Source organism: Acinetobacter sp. TY2 (genome assembly GCF_046269225.1).
GTDB lineage: Bacteria > Pseudomonadota > Gammaproteobacteria > Pseudomonadales > Moraxellaceae > Acinetobacter.
Genome location: NZ_JBJZOR010000009.1, coordinates 125,378 through 144,682 on the forward strand (window position 1 = coordinate 125,378; position 19,305 = coordinate 144,682).

The window sequence follows — 19,305 nt, forward strand, 5'->3', positions numbered from 1 at the left end:
GATGTTCAAGCATTTCTAATCCTTAAATAAAATTTGTAATATTTAAAGAAAAATGTCTTTTTCGTTATTTCACCATCACATCATCCAAGAAATTTATGACAAATTGATGAAAAAACACTCACAATCTTAGACAAACTAAAATATTTACATATCCATTATTTTTTTATCTTTAAAACTGCTTTATGTACTGATTTTAATCAAAAATTGATTTTTTTGTGTATATCAACAAAGCTCATGTATCAAATCACAGATTTCCATCAATAAATTAGCCTTGAGATTCGCTTTTGCAGTAATCATATAGACTATCTGCTAATATATTGCACGTTTAAAAAACCTGCTGAGAGTTTTGAATGTCAACATTGACCACCTTAAAAGAGCTTCTGACCCAACGTATCCTAATCATTGATGGTGCAATGGGAACCATGATCCAACGCCATAAATTGGAGGAAGCCGATTACCGTGGTGAGCGTTTTGCCGATTGGGCATCTGACTTGAAAGGTAACAATGACCTTTTAGTACTGACTCAACCGCAAATTATTCAAGGCATTCATGAAGCTTACCTCGATGCAGGTGCAGACATCATTGAAACCAACTCATTCAATGGTACAAAAGTTTCAATGTCTGACTATCACATGGAAGAATTTGTCCATGAGATTAACTTTGAAGCTGCACGTATTGCTAAAGCGGCTTGTGAAAAATATTCAACACCTGACAAACCACGTTTTGTTGCAGGTGTACTCGGTCCTACGTCACGTACTTGTTCAATTTCACCGAATGTGAATGATCCTGCGTTTCGTAACATTACCTTTGATGAATTAAAAGAAAACTATATTGAGGCTGCACACGCCCTCATTGAAGGTGGTGCGGACATTCTACTCATTGAAACAGTATTCGATACACTGAACTGTAAAGCGGCAATTTTTGCCGTTAAAGAAGTTTTTAATCAATTAGGTCGTGAATTGCCTTTGATGATTTCGGGTACGATTACCGATGCATCAGGTCGTACACTGACAGGTCAAACTGCGGAAGCGTTCTGGAACTCAGTACGTCATGGCGATTTATTGTCGATTGGTTTTAACTGTGCCTTAGGTGCAGATGCAATGCGTCCGCATGTCAAAACGATTTCTGACGTTGCCGATACTTTTGTTTCAGCACATCCAAATGCAGGTTTACCAAACGCTTTTGGTGGTTATGATGAAACTCCTGAAGAAACAGCTGCATTCTTAAAAGAATTTGCTGAAAGCGGTCTGATCAATATTACAGGCGGTTGTTGTGGTACAACCCCTGACCATATTCGTGCCATTTACAATGCCGTAAAAGACATCAAGCCACGCAAAGTGCCTGAAACCAAGCCTGCTTGTCGTTTAAGTGGTTTAGAGCCGTTTAACATTACTGACGATTCTTTGTTTGTGAATGTCGGTGAACGTACTAACGTGACAGGTTCTAAAAAATTCCTCCGTTTGATTCGTGAAGAAAACTTTGCCGAAGCACTCGATGTTGCCTTGCAACAAGTGGTTGCAGGTGCGCAAATTATTGACATCAACATGGATGAAGGCATGCTAGATTCGCAAGGTGCGATGGTGCATTTTCTGAATTTGATCGCCTCTGAACCTGAAATTTCCAAAGTGCCAATCATGATTGACTCATCTAAATGGGAAATCATTGAAGCAGGCTTGAAATGCGTACAAGGTAAAGCAGTTGTAAACTCGATTTCCTTAAAAGAAGGTTATGACGAGTTTGTTGCAAAAGCACGTTTGTGCCGTCAGTACGGTGCTGCAATTATTGTCATGGCATTTGATGAAACTGGTCAGGCGGATACTGCTGCACGTAAACGTGAAATTTGTAAGCGTTCTTATGATGTATTGGTCAATGAAGTTGGTTTTCCTGCTGAAGATATTATTTTCGATCCAAACGTATTTGCAGTGGCAACAGGGATTGAAGAACATAACAACTATGCTGTTGATTTTATTGAAGCAACAGGCTGGATTAAACAAAATCTTCCACATGCAATGATTTCAGGCGGTGTGTCTAACGTATCGTTCTCATTCCGTGGTAATGAGCCTGTACGTGAAGCGATTCACTCTGTGTTCCTTTACCATGCCATTCAACAAGGCATGACGATGGGTATTGTCAACGCAGGTCAAATGGCGATTTATGATGATATTGATCCTGAACTCAAAGCTGCCGTTGAAGATGTGATTCTGAATCAGAATCAAGGTGAAAGCCAACATGATGCCACCGAAAAATTGCTTGAAGTTGCAGAAAAATATCGTGGTCAAGGTGTCGCACAAAAACAAGTCGAAAACTTGGAATGGCGTGAACTTCCTGTCGAAAAACGTCTTGAGCATGCGCTAGTCAAAGGTATCACCACCTATATTGATGAAGATACTGAAGAAGCACGTTTAAAATCAGTTCGTCCGCTTGATGTGATTGAAGGCCCACTCATGGACGGCATGAATGTGGTCGGTGACTTGTTTGGTTCAGGTAAAATGTTCCTACCACAAGTGGTGAAATCTGCACGTGTGATGAAGCAAGCGGTGGCTTGGTTGAACCCGTACATTGAAGCTGAAAAATCAGGTGCACAATCTAAAGGGCGTATCTTGATGGCGACAGTGAAAGGCGATGTGCATGATATTGGTAAAAATATCGTGGGTGTTGTACTTGGCTGTAACGGTTATGACATCGTTGATCTTGGTGTAATGGTGCCTGCTGAGAAAATTTTACAAACAGCGATTGATGAAAAATGTGACATCATCGGTTTGTCAGGTTTAATCACACCATCACTCGATGAAATGGTCTTTGTTGCCAAAGAAATGCAACGTAAAGGTTTCCATATACCCCTCATGATTGGCGGTGCAACCACTTCTAAAGCACATACCGCTGTGAAAATTGATCCACAATATTCAAATGATGCTGTAATTTATGTGGCAGATGCTTCTCGTGCGGTTGGTATTGCAACAACATTACTTTCTAAAGAAATGAAGCCGAAGTTAGTTGAAGAAACTCGTGCTGAATATGAAAAAGTGCGTGAACGTATTGCCAATAAACAGCCGAAAGCAGCAAAATTGTCTTATGCTGAATCGATTGAAAATGGTTTAAAAATTGACTTTGCTGCCAATAAACCTGCGATTCCTAACTTTATCGGTTCGCATACATTGACCAACTACCCACTTGAAACTTTAGTGGAGTATTTTGATTGGACTCCGTTCTTTATTTCTTGGAGTTTGGCGGGTAAATTCCCTGCAATTCTAACAGATGAAGTGGTCGGTGAAGCTGCGACTGATTTGTATAACCAAGCGCAAGAGATGTTGAAAGACATTATTGAAAATAAACGCTTTGATGCTCGTGCAGTGTTCAGCATTTACCCTGCCAATCGTTCTGCGGCTGACTCTGTTGAAGTCTATGATGAATCGGGTGCAACGACACATACCTTCCATCATATCCGTCAACAATCGGACAAAGTGACTGGCAAACCAAACTTATCATTGGCTGATTTTGTAGCGACTAAAAACCAAGCGGAAGATTTCTTGGGCGGTTTCACTGTATCGATTTTCGGTGCAGAAGAAATGGCACATGAGTATAAAGCCAAGGGCGATGACTACTCTGCAATTTTAGCACAATCTTTAGGTGACCGTTTTGCTGAAGCCTTTGCTGAGCATTTACATGAGCGTATCCGTAAAGAGTTCTGGGGTTATCAAGCTACTGAAAACTTATCGAATGAAGAGTTGATTAAAGAGAAATATGTCGGTATTCGTCCTGCACCAGGTTACCCTGCTTGTCCTGAGCATTCTGAGAAAGCAACCTTGTTTAGTTGGTTAGATTCGACTGCCAAGATTGGTACGCAATTGACGTCTAGTTTTGCAATGTGGCCACCTTCTTCTGTGAGTGGTTTCTACTATGCAAACCCACAGTCTGAATATTTTAACGTGGGTAAAATCGCAGGCGATCAGCTTGAGGATTATGCGAAGCGTAAGAATTGGACTTTGGATGAAGCGAAGCGTTGGTTAGCGCCGAATTTGGATGATTCTGTTTCTTGAGTTTTTAAAAATCTCCCCTAGCCCCTCTTTGAAAAAGAGGGGAATGTCATGTGATTAAATAAATTACGTGACAGGCCCTCCCTTTTTAAAGGAAGGTTGGGAGGGATTGAATAATGATAAAAGTTAGACGATATTATTTCATATCTTCAAAAATACAGACTTACTAAAATGAATAATATATGCTCACTTTGTCATGAATCAAAAGAATTAAAAGAAAGCCATTTCATCCCCAAATTTGTTGGTAAATGGCTCAAAAGAACTAGTGCTACAGGTTATCTTCGAAACATAGATAACATCAATAAAAGGCAACAAGATAGTCTCAAGGACTATCTCTTATGCAATGATTGTGAGCTTCTTTTTTCAGGTTGGGAAAAACAGTTTTCTGAAAAAATGTTTATACCTTTTCTGGATCAAAAAAATTATGTTATTGAATATAAAGATTGGTTAGCAAAATTCTGTACATCCCTTTCATGGAGAACATTAATCTACATAAAAAATAAGAATTCTGACTTTGAAAATGAGAGTGCTTATTTCATAGATCAGATCAATCGTGCTGAACTTAACTTAAGAAATTTTCTTTTAGGTAAACAAGATAATTTGTATCAATATGAACAACATATCTTTCCTTTATCTGAAATAAATATTCCTCCAAAATCATTAAACTTACCAAGTAACATAAATAGATATTTTCTTAGAAGTATTGGTGTGGATGTCTTACAAGGAGATAACAACATCTACATATTCACTAAACTTCCCACCTTTCTCATCTTAGGAATTGTTAATTCCAATTTTTCATCAAAAATGAGGGCAAGTCGAGTTTCCTTAAAACAAGGCATATGTAAACCAGCAAGTCTAGTAATGCCTGAATACCTGCTTGGATATATGAAAAGTAAAGCATTAGAAATTCAAAAAAAACGGAGTAGTATGTCTAATGAGCAACAAGATAAAGTTGAGAAAGCAGCTTTAGGTAATCTCGACAAAACTGCCGATTCAAAATCTTTTGAGGCTATGATGCATGACTATAATATTTTTGGCGATGCAATATTTAAATAATCCCTCCTAACCTCCCTTTAAAAAAGGGAGGAACACAGCGAATCTAATACCATCATCAAATTCGCGAAAAGCCCCCCCTTTGAAAAGGGGGACTTAGGGAGACTCTTTAAGACAGTAATGATAAATGGCTTCCACCACCCCATCAATCTCTCCCAAAACCTGCCGATTATCAAACTTCAGTACTTTTAAACCCAAATGTTCTAATGCGTGATCACGAATCCGATCAGCTTCTAAGCCTTCATTTGTATAATGCTGACTCCCATCGCACTCAACCACCAAATTTGTAGAAGGACAGTAAAAATCCACAATGAAATTTAAAAGCGGTTTCCGCCGATAGAACTGTAATCCTAAAATTTGCTTATTACGAAGCCTTGACCATAAAAGCTTTTCAGCATCAGTCATGTTGTTTCTAAGATCTCGAGAGGCTTGTTTTAAGTTTTTATTATAAGGTTTCATTTTTATTCATTATCTAAAAAGACTACTCCTCCCTTTAATCAAAAAAAACTTCTCAGCTTAAAAAGGGAGGAAATCTAATGATTTAAAAACAATTACTTTCTAAAATTTGATAATAAAGACGAAGTAATTGATTTATTATTGTCTACAATTTTAGTCTTTTTAGCTCTTGCTGAATTATCTTCAACACGCTCAATTTTCACAGCTCTCGGCTTACCTTCATTATCTATAACAACAAATTTCACGCGTTCATTACGTTTCGGTTCGCCATCGGCAAGTGGAAAATCAGAAATATGAAAAAAAATATCCTCTTCTATACCACCAATAAAACCGAAGCCTTTATCGGCATTGTATTGCTTAATTTTGCCTTGTTGAAATTCAAGTTTCATACAGATTCTCATCATATTTTACAATTATTCCCATTATACCTATCTTCAAAAATGATCAGGGAAAATAATACAAATACTTGTTTGAATCGGGCTATTTTTACAACAATATAATATTTTTAAACTCTATCGACAAACAAAACGCCATTTAAGTGATCCACTTCATGTTGCACTATACGGGCAGGAAAACCTGAAAACTCAGTTTCAACAGCCTCTCCATTTAATGTGCGATAGCGAATAGTGATCTTCTCTGCACGCTGAACTTGTCCACGTTCATTAGGTACACTTAAACACCCTTCCTCACCCGATACAACTTCACTAGAAAAAGCTAAAATTTCAGGGTTCACCATCACAACTGCATCCATTTCAGGTGCATCGGGATAGCGTGGATTCGGACGAGAAGCCACAATAATCACACGCTTAGAGATATAAACTTGCGGTGCAGCAATGCCAACACCATTACGCTCAAGCATCGTATCTTGCATGGCATCAGCAAGTGTATTTAACCACGCACTACCAAATTCACTTTCTGAAATTGGTGCTGCTATTAAGGTTAAAATAGCTTCACCACGTTGGGCAACAGGTAAAATTATCTGCATGGCGTACTCAATTTGATTATTTTGACGGCTATTTTAAAACAGAATGTTTAAAAATCTGTCTTTTATACGTATTAAATTTAAGTTCTTCTTCAGGACTTTCGATTAAACTTAAACACTATTTTAAAAAATTATCATACTTTATGGATACAACAACATTACTACTGAATGTGCTGTTTAGCTCTATCGGATTTGGCTATTTTCTCTATGGGCGTAAGCAACGTAAAAATGTGCCTTTTATCTGTGGGATTATTTTAATGATTTTTCCATATTTTATAGACAATCTTTGGGCAGTACTCGCAATCGGCATCACACTGTCTGCAACACCTTATTTTGTAAGAAATTAATATTTAATGATTGTATTAAGCCGTAATTTCTAAATAGCTTCTGACCTGATTGCGCCCATTTTTTTTTGCTAAATACAATGCCTGATCTGCCTGACGTAAAACAACTTCACGTGTTAAACCTGGTTTCCATGTTGCAACACCAAAACTTGCAGTGATTTTAATCGATTGATTTTCTGCATATTCCACATTCAATTGTTCAATTTTTTCACGACATCTTTCTGCGATTTCCATTGCATGGATCTGTTGTTTATCACTAAGTAGTAAAACAAATTCTTCACCGCCAAAACGTCCAACAAGATCATTACCACGCAAACTCAAACTAAGAACCTGCGCAACATCACGGAGTACACGATCTCCAACATCATGCCCATAGCTATCATTAATATTTTTAAAGAAATCAAGATCAAGCACAACTAAGGAATAATCACCATTTTTCTGATGAATTTTCCCTAAACTTTGGCTAATGAAGCGACGATTGAAAATACCTGTTAAAGGATCAAGCTGACTCATAATTTGAATTTGTTTTTCACGATTACGCCACTGGGTCAATAGTATTTCAAAAAGTACAATAGAAATAAAAAAAATTGGCACATACAGGTACAACATACTATAAATCCAAAATGGATTTTCAGAGAGCGTACTACTATTCAATTCATTGCTAAATAAAGGTGCATAGGGTATTTTTCCCATTGCACTCAATACAATACTACCCAGTAAAAAAATAGTCACAGGAATGGCTGTACTATAAATAATTTTACGTTCAAATAAGACAATACCAACCGAAATTAAACTAATATAGCTTCCGATCGTTGCTGGACTAATAATACCAACATTAAATCCGCCATAAATTAGCGTCACACCAAAAAACATAATACAAAAATAGGGAAAATACGTCTGAATCCAAATATTATCTTTCCACTTTATGCCAATAAATGCCCAGAGTAAAAATAAAAAAATGATAATAACCGATACAATTATATGAGAAGTGAATAGGCTTTCATCCATCCAATATTTTAATTCGGGAACACTAAAAACAAATAAATACCAAATAATCCAAATGATATAGGTCAATGCGCCAAGAATCATGACAAAATTACTTTTGCTCAAACTATCCCAATTCAACAGTGCGCTACCGTTCAAAAATTCTTTGATTTTTTCTAGTATTTTCATTATAGACCGCCTGCTTATAGCCAATATTTATAATTATTTAAAATGTATAAGAATGATTTTTTATTCCACTATATCCTTTTTACATTCATCAATAGCATCTTAATTTCAAGAAATATTACTTTAGTATAATTTATCATCAAATTATGACTATCTGTGAATTTTTACTATTAAAGTAAGAAAAGATAATAAAATTTTTTTAAATCAGATGGTTAAATATTTTTTATACATAAAATAAGGAATTTGATACTAATTTTACTTTTTTTTATTATTTACTATTCATCCATAATATTGATGGATGAATAGTATTATTTTAATTTTTATAAATTTTTCTTTAATTCATCTTCAATAATTTCGAGTTCTAAATCTGTAAATTTACGAATTTCACCTTCGGCATGCTTTTCAAGCAAACCTCCAATTAATGGTACTTTCACCTTTACCTGCCAATCAATTTGTAATTTTATCTGATGCTGATCACCTGTTACCGAACGCTCACACCTTGCCTCTAAAGGAAGGTTTGCACCTAATTCAACTGTGGAGGTCATGGCAGCTAAATTCGTTATATCTGTTCGTTTTAAACGGAAGGCATCTTTCAATAATTTTTTGGCAATATCTGGAATATTGACATCTAAGTTATACGCACGGCGCATAGTATAAATGTCACCCGTAATTTGCGATTCAAGAATATCCAGCTTTTCTCCAGGAATACGACGACATACGGCTTCATGTAATGCTGTATTTGCCGAAAGCCGTTTGAAGTCTTCAAGGGTGATGCCTTGAATGGTGGTTTGAATACTAAATTTATGTGCCATTTTGAATCCTTTCATTGTTCTTTTAGATAAATTTATGACTGCTGAAAATTTTCATTCAATCATTGAAACAAAAATTAGTATTTAACTCAGCAGCTTGTTTATTCATTTAAATCAAAAAAGTAGCAGATGTCACGTATTATTTATGACTGACGCATAACGAACTACATTCATTTTTTGTTAATTTTTCAGAAACTACACTTCGATAAATCTGAATTTTGTCAGCAACATCAATCATCAAATTATGATTTTTATACGTAATGAGAATACAAAATTCCTCTGCTCCATCATCTAAACCTGAAACTTTCCACGTTGTTCCTTGAGGAAAATCATTGAGCCAAGATGCTTTATAAAAATCAGAAACTGATTCAAATTGAATATAGTCTTCGGGTGCAGAAATCAGTTTTCTCACCAATACATCAAATTTATGTAATTGCAAATCGAGTAACATCTCAAACGGCTCCAATATGAATCAAATTCTTAAAAACCACAATCTGACCAAAATTTTAACGCTCAACTTTAGTCGGAATAGTTATTCCATTTTAGGATATTCCCGTAAAACTACACTGAGTTTGTTTATTTTTAACCTGCGTCCATTGCCACCAACCAAATGCTGCCAAACCGACAAGTGCTGCATAAAGCGCAGCAGTTAGATATAAATCTTTAAACAAGAACATACCCACATAAATAATATCAACAAAGACCCACAGTACCCAAGTTGCAATATGTTTTCGACTAGTCCAATAGGTTGCCAATAGACTAAAAGCGGCAAGTTGTGAATCGAGCATTGGTAATGCGGCATCGGTAAAATAATGTAAAGAAAGTCCAAATAACAAACCTCCTACAGCCGCCATACTCATTTGTAAAATGACCAATTTCGGAGCAATCGGTTCAATACGAATTTCATGACTCTCTTGCTTCCCTTTCATCCAATGATAAAAACCGTAAAAATTCATCACCATAAAGAAGCATTGTAAAATAGTTTCACCATAGAGCTTAAATTCATAAAACAGCCATGCATATAAACAATAGGCAAGAAAATTAAACAGCCAACACCACATGTTTCTTTTAATTGTTAATGTCACACCAATAACACTAATAATAACGGAGATGATTTCAAGTGGGGACATAAGACTAACTACATATTTTTGAATGTCTGTATTATGAAAAAAAACTGAATGATTGCAAGTGAGTTCTATTTTAGAACCTATATAACCTCAGTAGTCAATTTGTTGACTTGACCATTACGCTATCATCGCTTAAAAATAGATCAAACACATTAAAAAATGAGTCATACAATGCCAAATACTACAACTGCCAATCAAGGCAAAGTCAGCCGTGAAATTCAAGGTCACATCTATTTAATTGGACTTGATCGCGCAGATAAGCGCAATGCTTTTGATAGTCATATGATCCATGACCTTGCACTAGCGTTAACTGAGTATGAAAATAATGCTGAACTACGCTGTGCAGTAATCTTTGCACATGGTGAGCATTTTACCGCAGGGCTCGATTTAGTCGAATTACAACCTAAACTTGCAGAAGGTGTCTTTAATTTTTCAGATGAAACCGTTAATCCTTGGGGTACAGTCGGTCGCCAACGAACCAAACCTTTAATTACAGCTGTACAAGGTTATTGCTATACCGCAGGTATCGAATTGATGCTGAATTCCGACATGGTTGTCGCGCATGAAAACACTCAATTTACTCAAATAGAAGTACAACGTGGCATTCTGCCTTTTGGTGGTGCAACAGTACGCTTTGTACAAGCAGCAGGTTGGGCAAAAGCCATGAAATACATTCTCACAGGTGATCTTTTCAATGCTCAAGATGCTTATACCATGAACCTCATCACAGAGATCAATAACAACCCTCTCGCACGTGCTTTAGAACTGGCTGAACGCGTCGCAAGTGCAGCTCCACTTGCAGTACAGGCAGCCTTACACTCTGCACATCAAGCATTCCTACAAAACCCTGAAGCTGCTTTTGCAAACTTGCAAAGTCTATTAACACCATTACTAAAATCTGAAGATGCGCAAGAAGGTGTTATGGCAATGCTGCAACGTCGTGCACCTGAATTTAAAGGAAAATAATTAGAGCTTACGTCATTGCCACTCTATTCACCCTAAGCAAAAGTAAATTGACTGTTCTTCATATCAGTAATACAAGGAATTTTGTATGAATATGCCACAAACACAGTTAAATAAAATACAGCTAAATACAACACAAACTGCTTTTGAAAGTACCACCATCGACTTTTTAGCCCATGATGGCTATATGCTGACAGGAATACTCTATACACCGAAAACTGTCAAAGCACGTATTGTTGTGGCATGCGCAACAGGTGTACCCCAACCATTTTATCGTCGCTTTGCTGAATTTTCGGCTGCTCAAGGTTTTGAGGTTCTGACCTTTGATTATCGTGGTATTCATTTATCTGCACCAAAGCAACTGAAAGACTTCCAAATGTCTTATCTCGATTGGGGCGAGCATGATTTAACGGGAGCAATTGATCGTCTCAAAAGCGATAATCTTCCTTTATTTATGGTCGGACATTCTTATGGTGGTCAAGCTTTAGGATTAACGAGAAATCATCATAAAGTCAGTGCAATGTATTGCTATGGCACAGGTGCAGGCTGGCATGGTTTTATGCCATTTAAAGAACGAGTTAAAGTTCAGGTCATTTGGAATATTGTATTTCCACCGATGGTTGCCGTTAAAGGTTATTTACCTTGGAGTAAATTGAACATGGGTGCAGATTTACCCAAGGGCGTGTATCAGCAGTGGCGTAAATGGTGTAAAAATCCAACGTATTTCTTTGCAGATCCTCAGCAACAAGATCTTCATCAACGTTATTCCGAAGTTAAAACACCCATTTTTGCCGTAGCTGCACTTGATGATGATTGGGCACTTCCTCAATCTCGTGATTCATTTATGCAACATTATCGTCAAGCCCCAATGCACTACATTGATATTTCAGCAAAAGACTATGGGCTCAAGACAATTGGTCATATGGGATATTTTAGAAAGGGTTCTGAGCAAATTTGGCAAAAGATGCTAGATCAATTTGATCAGATGCTGAGTATCTAAATTTAAAAAACATTATGTACTCGATTGGCGAAACTCAAGTTTGTGTTCTCGCCCTTCATGATCGACATGCGCATAGAAAATACCGTAGCGCCCAACATAATATTCAAGCGATTGATCATGGTAATGCCAATAAATTGCCCATTCGCCAAAATCAAAACCTCCCGATTGACTTTGGGTACTGTGTGGCATTTTATTCAGCCATTTTTGTTGAATTTCCCCTGCCTGATTGATATCTCTGACTTTCAAGGCTTGTTGAAAAAATAATTGTGCCGCATCATCAAATAAGCGTTGATCTTCTTGATTAACATCATCCATCACAGTATTCATCTGTACTGAGCCATTTTGCTGTTCGTCTGCCTGTTGTTTCGTCATTGTGACATTCAGACGTTCTTGGTCTAAATGCTGTTTAATCTGCTTTGATTTTTCAGGTAAATCTTCTTCATCTTGTCGCTCTTCAAAATTTTTTGATATATTTTTTTGATGCAGATCAAAGATTGAATGCTGTTTATTCTTAATTTTATTTTTAATTAAACTGTCCCATAAAGTCCATAAAACATAGAGTGCTACGACTATTACAATCAGTATCAATAATGTCTTCATACGACTAAACCTCTATGGATTCAATTAAATAAAATACATCTATTTTTGTTCTTAGTGCTGTTTAAAACATTAATCATTTAACGAACTCAATCTAAGGTCTTTATCATTATATAGATTGAGTCAAATATTCTCATACAGAGAATAAGATAACTTGAGAGCTGGTATTATAAAGTCAATACCAACACTTCGATTATAAAATTAGCATATTTTTTGCCAACAAGGAAATACTGAGCATCACTACCCAATATATTCAGTTATTTAAGAATTTTAATCGCTATTTTTTGACTGATATTAATTGCAAATTGATCAACATAACGACTATAAATATCTGCAACACTTATTGTTGCAGATATTGCCAATACACCCGAAAAAATTGCAGACTGTGAATAACTCCAGTGCCATTTTAAAAACAAATTAAACAAAGGAATACACACCAACGTTAGCATTAACAAGTGTATCAAATAAATCGAAAATGATAGTTTTCCCAACCAAACTAAAATCGGACGATCAAGCCCTTTTGACAGCAATGGACTCATCAATACACTATAAACAATGATTGGCCCTGCAAGAAAATTACTAAAATCATAAGTATGTTCACCCCACAACGCATATAACCATGAATAAGCCTGACTCGTATTATGTGCACCTGCTAAATACAAACCTAAAATTAACAGTAAAACTGCGAACCAGGCAGACAATTGTTTAGCATATAAATAAATATAAATGCCTATCACAAAGCTTGCAATTCCCATACAAAAGCCTTGTCCACGCCACATATAAGCGAGTACGAGTACCAACACTGAACCGAGCCAAAATACACCGTGTTTCCACTGATAAAGTACCAGTAAAAAAAACAGTACAAATGACCCCATCAACTCAATGGTCATAGTCCACAGTACCCAATTAATATTACTATCCGAAAATAAGAATGCGCCGATTGTGCCTTCATATAATGCTGTTTTAAAGCTAAAATCTTGTTGAGCAAAGGCTTGTAGCCACAAACCTACATGTCGACTATCGATATCAATTATTGATAATGTCGCCCAAATAATTAAACAAGAGGTCAGTGCGGGAATCATTAAGCGTGGATAACGCTTAACCATCATATTTTTTAAACGACTCTGAAACTGTTCAGGTTTTTTTAAGATCGCATAACTAAGCACATAACCGCTCAGTACAAAAAAGACAAAAACGGCTGCATCACCCGAATATAAAAAACCTAGTGGTAAATGATGAACTTGATACACCCAATTTAAATCGGTAGTTTCTGTTGGATCAAAATGGTGTAAAAAAGGAAAAAAACTCATTGCGAGATGAGAAAATACTACAGCTAAACACGCAAGCCCCCGAATACTCTCTGCTGCATTAATTTTAGCTGTCATGTACTTTTTTACTCTCTAAACTCTTCAAACCTAATCGCTGTCATTTTTCAGCATTTTCAAAATAACGATTACTGAATTTTAGTAATTCGTCCTTCAGCATTATGATGAACCGTAGCAATTTTTTGCTGACGTGCTTGCATTAAAGCATCGATATCTAAGTTGAAATAACTCGCATACTGCGCTGTGCTTTTGGTTTCTGCTTCTTTTTTAGTTTTTGCAGGTACAAAGTTACTCCACAACCACAAGGAAACGGCACAGGCAATCAGTGCAAAAAAGCCATTTTCAAGTACTTGGGCAAAGGTACTAAAAAAATAATGCACCAGATGCGGTTTTTGAATCGAGAGATATCCAATCCCAATAACCAATGGTCGCCAAAGCAATAACCAACCTGCCCATAACATCGCTGTCATGGTTGTGGTGAAGTAGCGACGATGCCATGGTAGTTGACCACGTACATCAATAATCAAAGATTCAGTTTTCATATTCGCCTCTGTTGAACTAGATGACTCAGGTTTTACAGGGTCAGATTCCAGTTGTGTATCATGTTCTTTAGTCGTCATTACGCAATCCACGGTCAGGACTGACCCAACGTGCTCGCGTTCCATCTTTACGGAATAATACTTTTGGAAAGGCAATTATACTCGCGCTTACTGTAATGAGCCAAAATACAAATGGATACCAAATCATCCAATAATAATTTCGTGCCAAACCTGCTTCGTAACGGCTATCCATCCACTTACTCATCGCAAACTGCAATAAACAGGTTGTACCAAGCAATATACCTGTTCCCATAGGTAACAATGGTGAACTGATTTCAGGAAAGCCTGCGAACGGTAAAATGAAATGCAAAATCCATAAAATGAGCATAGTTAACATCAAATATGACCAAACTAAAGTCAAAATCAATTCAATAATTAATGGCCATAAATAATTCAATTTAGGTTTAAACAACACATCAATATTTTTCAATAATACCTGTGCCCCACCCATTGCCCAACGCAGACGTTGTTTCCATAAACCATTCAATGTTTCAGGCATGAGAATCCAGACCAAAGCATTCGGTTCAAAGCGAATATCCCAGCCTGCTCGATATAGTTTCCACGTAATATCAATATCTTCAGTTAGCATATTGGGTGACCAATAACCCACTTCATGCACGGCACTTTTACGAAATGCAGTAATCACACCTGATACGGTAAACAAACGCCCAAAGGTTCGTTGCGCACGCTTAATCATCCCAACAATAGATGAAAATTCACCGACTTGAATGCGTCCAAGTAACGTTGAACGTGTACGAATTCGAGGATTACCTGTTACCGCAGCAACAGTTGGATTTTCAAGAAAGTGACGAATCATCCACTGTGCAGCAAAAGGATCAAGTAATGCATCACCATCAATCCCGATCAGAAATTCAGCATCTGTCAGTAAACTACCCGCTTGCAATGCCATTGCTTTACCTTGGTTTTCTGCCAAATGCACCACACGTAATTTGTCATGCTGAAGTGCTAGTGCATTTAATATCTCGGCAGTACGATCTGAGCTTCCATCATTAATCGCAATCACTTCAAAATTTGGATAATTTAATTGTAGTGCATGACTAATCGTTTCCACAGCATTGTCTTGTTCATTAAAACAAGGGACAAGCACCGCAACCAATGGATATGCAGTTAAAGCAACTGGTTGTTGAAATGGGGGCTCTTTACGCTCTTTCCAATAAAAAATCAGTGCACCAATCATCCACAAATACGACATAAATAATGGATAATAAAAAATAAAATTTAGAATGGTCTGCCATAGATGCTGAAAAGTGCTCATCGTCTATCCTCAAGGTACAAGTCGAGAAGATTTCAAATCGAATACCTGACGCATTTGTGTTGTATCGGGGTGATCTTGAATTGGGTCATCGGGATAATAACCTACATGCATAACACCTTGTTGATACAACGATTTTATCGTACTCGCCATTTCTTCTGTCGGTACTTTTTCATTGGTACGCCAATTGACAGCCTGTAACTCAAACACTGTTTTTTTCATACCATTAGGATACTTTTTGACACGATTGACCAAATCTTGATAGAACTTATTTGTATCAGGTGCTTGTTCCATATAAGGCATTGCCATAATCGCTGTAAAATCATACTTTTGTATTGACTGTTCTAACGACTGTGCATACCAATTTTCTGAATATGGTGACAATGCAACTTGAGCATACAAATTACGTGCTGTTAGTAAAAATGGCTGCCAATAGCGAACTTTCTGTGCCAAATCTTGAGCAAAATCATCAATAGTTGTCGTTTTATAGGCCGTCCATTTTTGCAATAATGCATCATTTTTACGGATATCTTCTAAACTTTCAGTTAAACCAATAGATGCATAAGCTTTCATCGCATCGGGACTTGCATCTTCATAATCCGACAAGGTTGCATCGTCATGGAATAAGATCCCATCGAAAGTTGCCGATTTTGCCAAATCTTGATAAATCCCTTCAATCGTTTGACGTGCTTCAGCAGAATATGGACTTAAGCGGTGATAGCCCATATTGAGATGATCACCTGCATGTGCCTGCTGTGTAACAACTAAGTCCTTAGAAACAGGATTTTTTTCGGGCAATTCCCAAGCAAGTAATGGCATCCATGCATACACACGCCCGACTTGTGTACGGGTTTGAATTTGCCAAGAGACACGATTAAATAAATCTGCACGCATAGGTAAGTATCGATTTGGGAAATACACCATATCCGCAGAACCGTTGGCATCGGGGTCAGAAAACGCCTGCAAATACACCGTATTGACATTCATATCTCGAATACGATCAAGCAGATGTCCTAGATTTTTCTCTTGCTGTTTTTCATCAGGATCATAAATATAATCGAGATCGACATGCATGATTTTTTGAGGACGGTTGTTATCTCCCAAACTCATTTGACGGCTTTGAATTTCTTGTGCCAAAGCATCGGTACTCATACCGCCTTCAATCAAAATACGATTCAAATGTCCCAAGGATTTCTCAATATGATCGGGGCCATCATCCAAACTAATGGTCACAGGCATACCTGCTTTTTTAGCCAATTCAACCGTTTGCATATTGTAACGACCATAAGGCCACACCATCACACGTGGCTGTTTTAAACCATGTGCTTTAAGTACCTGATTGTTCTTTTTCAAGTCACTTAAAATACGATCTGCGTACTGTTTATCTGTTTCATAGCTTTTATTTTTTGGATTGTATTCACGTGTGGTTGCGGCAGGTTCAGAATTACCTTGAGGATTACCCAATATACCTTTATGCAAATTATAACTGTGGCTACCAATTTCAACTAAACCACTGTTCTGCATAGTTTTCAGCTCATCCCAACTGAGCAATTTATCTCGTGCGAGTTGATCATCACCAAACTGTACGGGCGTATTGGCTTTGGTTTCAAGCCAAGATCCAACCACCGACATCACTACAGGAATTTTTCTGCGTTTAATAATTGGATAAGCATATTGGTAAAAAGATTGGTAACCATCATCTACGGTTAATAATACGGGTTTAGTAGGCAGTTTAGCTTTGCCTTCATTGGCTTTAATCAATTGAGTCACTGAAATAAAGTGGTAGCCATTTTTTTGCAACCAATCGAGATGCAACTCAAATTGCTTCGTACTCACCGCATAATCGGGAATCACGGCGTTTTTTTCCGCTGTAATTTCGTGATAACCAATAATTGTTAAGGTATTTAAATCAGCAGGTGGTAAATTATATTGCTCTATGACAGCTTCACTCGGCTGATCTTCTGCCAAAGCTAGACCTGAAACACTACAGCCAAGCATTGCACATAAAACCATTGCTGGGGATAAATAACGAATTTGCATGAGGTCAATTTACTCGGTCATCATTGTTAATCGGGTCAAAAATGCGTAGGCACACAATAAATTTGTACGCAAATTTACGGTGAACGGATCTGATCAGATACTTATATTGCTGATTTAAAAGAATGAAGCTGAAAATAATCTTAAAATAATTCAGAATTGAATTATTTATTGCAGATGCGTTTTATCACTTTATGAGGTTATTGTATGTTTAGATATGTGTCTTTATGATCAATATTTAGACAAAACTTACATATTTGATGTAGTTCCCTCATATTTTCACAATAAATCGAACAATAAAGTCATTTTCAAGCTAAATGAATTATGTTTCTTTTTTAGTAAACCATTAAAAAGCCCTCGAATTTATTTTAGTTCAAGGGCTTTTTAATACAAAACTCTACAATTTTTTACTGCAAAAAGTGCAAAGTCTTAATCCCGTGTTTTTACATCAAATAATTCAATTTCAAAAGTAAGATTTGAATTGGCAGGAATAATTTTACCCATTTTACGTTCACCATACGCCAAGTGTGACGGCACGATCAATTTACGTTTACCACCCACTTTCATGCCCATAATCCCTTGATCCCAACCCTTGATCACACGCCCTGTGCCAATCACAGTTTCAAAGTAACTCCCACGATCAATTGAAGAATCAAACTTTGTGCCATCTTCCAACCAACCTGTATAGTGCGTCGTAATTAAAGCACCTTTTACCGCTTCTTTTCCTTCACCTACTTTCAAATCAATAATTTCTAATTCAGTCGTCATTTTTCACTCAATCCATCACATATAAAAACGAAATTTCATCTATTGTTCAGCACATGCCTGACAAAAATGATGATAATCTTGTAAAACCTATTGTGCATAATTATACGCATATTCTTATAATTGCGGTTTCCACTTTTCTGCTTATAGTCCAATCTAATATCAAAAACTCAGCTCTTTAATCTCAGTATCATTCAATAAATATTGTGTGAGTTTTTGATGGTTTTGCGCTGATCCAATTAAAACCCAATGCCCAATAATATTTTGTTCAGTTTTATTTTGCCCACCACGAATAATTTTTAATTGGTTATCAGAAAATATTTTTTCATATTTATCTAGCGTTTCTTCTTTATAGATACATAAAATTCTATAATTGCGTGCCTGATGAAATTCATCTATTTCCTCTTGAATATACACCAAGAATATCAAGACAATCAGCACCAGTCCTGTACCGATTAAACTTAAGAAAAAATAGCCTGCCCCAACTGCCATGCCTAGTGCTGCAACCATCCAAATAGTTGTTGCAGTGGTAATGCCTGAAATTCGATTATCATCTTTAAAGATCACACCCGCGCCCAAGAAACCAAGTCCTGTTAAAATATTTGCTGCAAGTCTATCTGGATTTTCTACCCCAATACGTAGCGAAAGCATGGTAAATAAACAGGAGGCTAGACTAACCATAATCATGGTTCTTAGAGCCTATCCAGTATTAATTTCATTCTTTTTTAGCAATTGAAAAAATAATTTGTTAAATTTCCCCCATGAGAAAAC

At 36.8% G+C, this 19,305-nt stretch carries 18 protein-coding genes and 1 pseudogene; 5 read left to right on the forward strand and 14 right to left on the reverse strand.

Features of this window, described 5'->3' with window-relative positions; all coding sequences use genetic code 11:
* Positions 1-350: 350 nt before the first annotated feature.
* Positions 351-4,037, forward strand: coding sequence for a methionine synthase (metH, locus tag ACK1JC_RS07915; RefSeq protein ID WP_409511318.1), 3,687 nt, complete (start codon positions 351-353; stop codon positions 4,035-4,037).
* A gap of 168 nt (positions 4,038-4,205) precedes the next feature.
* Positions 4,206-5,090, forward strand: coding sequence for a hypothetical protein (locus ACK1JC_RS07920; RefSeq protein WP_409511319.1), 885 nt, complete (start codon positions 4,206-4,208; stop codon positions 5,088-5,090).
* A gap of 93 nt (positions 5,091-5,183) precedes the next feature.
* Here the strand turns inward: ACK1JC_RS07920 and ACK1JC_RS07925 are convergent, their stop codons facing one another.
* The 3 genes from ACK1JC_RS07925 to def all read right to left on the reverse strand — a co-directional run bounded on the left by ACK1JC_RS07925 (position 5,184) and on the right by def (position 6,528).
* Positions 5,184-5,546, reverse strand: coding sequence for an endonuclease domain-containing protein (locus tag ACK1JC_RS07925; RefSeq protein ID WP_409511320.1), 363 nt, complete (start codon positions 5,544-5,546; stop codon positions 5,184-5,186).
* A gap of 92 nt (positions 5,547-5,638) precedes the next feature.
* Positions 5,639-5,932, reverse strand: a complete 294-nt coding sequence (locus tag ACK1JC_RS07930) for a cold shock domain-containing protein (protein ID WP_409511321.1) — start codon at positions 5,930-5,932, stop codon at positions 5,639-5,641.
* A 116-nt stretch (positions 5,933-6,048) separates the two neighbouring features.
* Entirely contained in the window at positions 6,049-6,528 is a 480-nt protein-coding gene (gene def, locus ACK1JC_RS07935) for a peptide deformylase (protein ID WP_409511322.1), read from the reverse strand.
* Positions 6,529-6,668: 140 nt separating this feature from the next.
* Here def and ACK1JC_RS07940 point away from each other — a divergent pair, with 140 nt between their 5' ends.
* The gene (locus tag ACK1JC_RS07940) at positions 6,669-6,872 is read left to right on the forward strand and encodes an amino acid transport protein (RefSeq protein ID WP_409511323.1); all 204 of its coding nucleotides are present in this window, start codon (positions 6,669-6,671) and stop codon (positions 6,870-6,872) included.
* A 15-nt stretch (positions 6,873-6,887) separates the two neighbouring features.
* Here ACK1JC_RS07940 and ACK1JC_RS07945 read toward each other — a convergent pair whose 3' ends face one another.
* The 4 genes from ACK1JC_RS07945 to pnuC all read right to left on the reverse strand — a co-directional run bounded on the left by ACK1JC_RS07945 (position 6,888) and on the right by pnuC (position 9,978).
* Positions 6,888-8,042, reverse strand: a complete 1,155-nt coding sequence (locus ACK1JC_RS07945) for a GGDEF domain-containing protein (RefSeq protein ID WP_409511324.1) — start codon at positions 8,040-8,042, stop codon at positions 6,888-6,890.
* A gap of 317 nt (positions 8,043-8,359) precedes the next feature.
* A complete protein-coding gene (locus ACK1JC_RS07950) occupies positions 8,360-8,851 on the reverse strand; it encodes a DUF2505 family protein (RefSeq protein WP_409511325.1) in 492 nt (163 codons plus the stop codon).
* Positions 8,852-8,987: 136 nt separating this feature from the next.
* Positions 8,988-9,299, reverse strand: a complete 312-nt coding sequence (locus ACK1JC_RS07955) for a hypothetical protein (RefSeq protein WP_409511326.1) — start codon at positions 9,297-9,299, stop codon at positions 8,988-8,990.
* A gap of 91 nt (positions 9,300-9,390) precedes the next feature.
* On the reverse strand, positions 9,391-9,978 hold the full coding sequence (gene pnuC, locus ACK1JC_RS07960; protein ID WP_409511327.1) for a nicotinamide riboside transporter PnuC: 588 nt from the start codon (positions 9,976-9,978) through the stop codon (positions 9,391-9,393).
* A 168-nt stretch (positions 9,979-10,146) separates the two neighbouring features.
* Between pnuC and ACK1JC_RS07965 the strand changes: the two genes are divergently transcribed.
* Both ACK1JC_RS07965 and ACK1JC_RS07970 read left to right on the forward strand, forming a co-directional pair.
* Positions 10,147-10,941: a crotonase/enoyl-CoA hydratase family protein gene (locus ACK1JC_RS07965; RefSeq protein WP_409511328.1), complete on the forward strand. Its 795-nt coding sequence runs from the start codon at positions 10,147-10,149 to the stop codon at positions 10,939-10,941.
* Between the two features lie 91 nt (positions 10,942-11,032).
* Positions 11,033-11,938, forward strand: coding sequence for an alpha/beta fold hydrolase (locus ACK1JC_RS07970; protein ID WP_409511339.1), 906 nt, complete (start codon positions 11,033-11,035; stop codon positions 11,936-11,938).
* A 12-nt stretch (positions 11,939-11,950) separates the two neighbouring features.
* On the opposite strand, the gene ACK1JC_RS07975 is transcribed toward ACK1JC_RS07970, so the two are convergent.
* From ACK1JC_RS07975 to ACK1JC_RS08005, 7 genes and pseudogenes are all read right to left on the reverse strand, one after another.
* Entirely contained in the window at positions 11,951-12,538 is a 588-nt protein-coding gene (locus ACK1JC_RS07975) for a hypothetical protein (RefSeq protein ID WP_409511329.1), read from the reverse strand.
* A gap of 254 nt (positions 12,539-12,792) precedes the next feature.
* Positions 12,793-13,920, reverse strand: a complete 1,128-nt coding sequence (locus ACK1JC_RS07980; RefSeq protein WP_409511330.1) for an acyltransferase family protein — start codon at positions 13,918-13,920, stop codon at positions 12,793-12,795.
* A gap of 68 nt (positions 13,921-13,988) precedes the next feature.
* Positions 13,989-14,402 (reverse strand): poly-beta-1,6-N-acetyl-D-glucosamine biosynthesis protein PgaD, encoded by a 414-nt coding sequence (gene pgaD / locus ACK1JC_RS07985; RefSeq protein WP_409511340.1) that lies wholly within the window; start codon positions 14,400-14,402, stop codon positions 13,989-13,991.
* A gap of 67 nt (positions 14,403-14,469) precedes the next feature.
* Positions 14,470-15,735, reverse strand: a complete 1,266-nt coding sequence (gene pgaC, locus ACK1JC_RS07990; RefSeq protein WP_409511331.1) for a poly-beta-1,6-N-acetyl-D-glucosamine synthase — start codon at positions 15,733-15,735, stop codon at positions 14,470-14,472.
* 9 nt (positions 15,736-15,744) lie between these two features.
* Entirely contained in the window at positions 15,745-17,772 is a 2,028-nt protein-coding gene (pgaB, locus tag ACK1JC_RS07995; RefSeq protein WP_409511332.1) for a poly-beta-1,6-N-acetyl-D-glucosamine N-deacetylase PgaB, read from the reverse strand.
* 426 nt (positions 17,773-18,198) lie between these two features.
* The gene (locus tag ACK1JC_RS08000) at positions 18,199-18,537 is read right to left on the reverse strand and encodes an FKBP-type peptidyl-prolyl cis-trans isomerase (RefSeq protein WP_409511333.1); all 339 of its coding nucleotides are present in this window, start codon (positions 18,535-18,537) and stop codon (positions 18,199-18,201) included.
* 159 nt (positions 18,538-18,696) lie between these two features.
* Positions 18,697-19,230, reverse strand: a pseudogene (locus ACK1JC_RS08005) (MgtC/SapB family protein); the annotation flags it as partial.
* Positions 19,231-19,305: the final 75 nt, after the last annotated feature.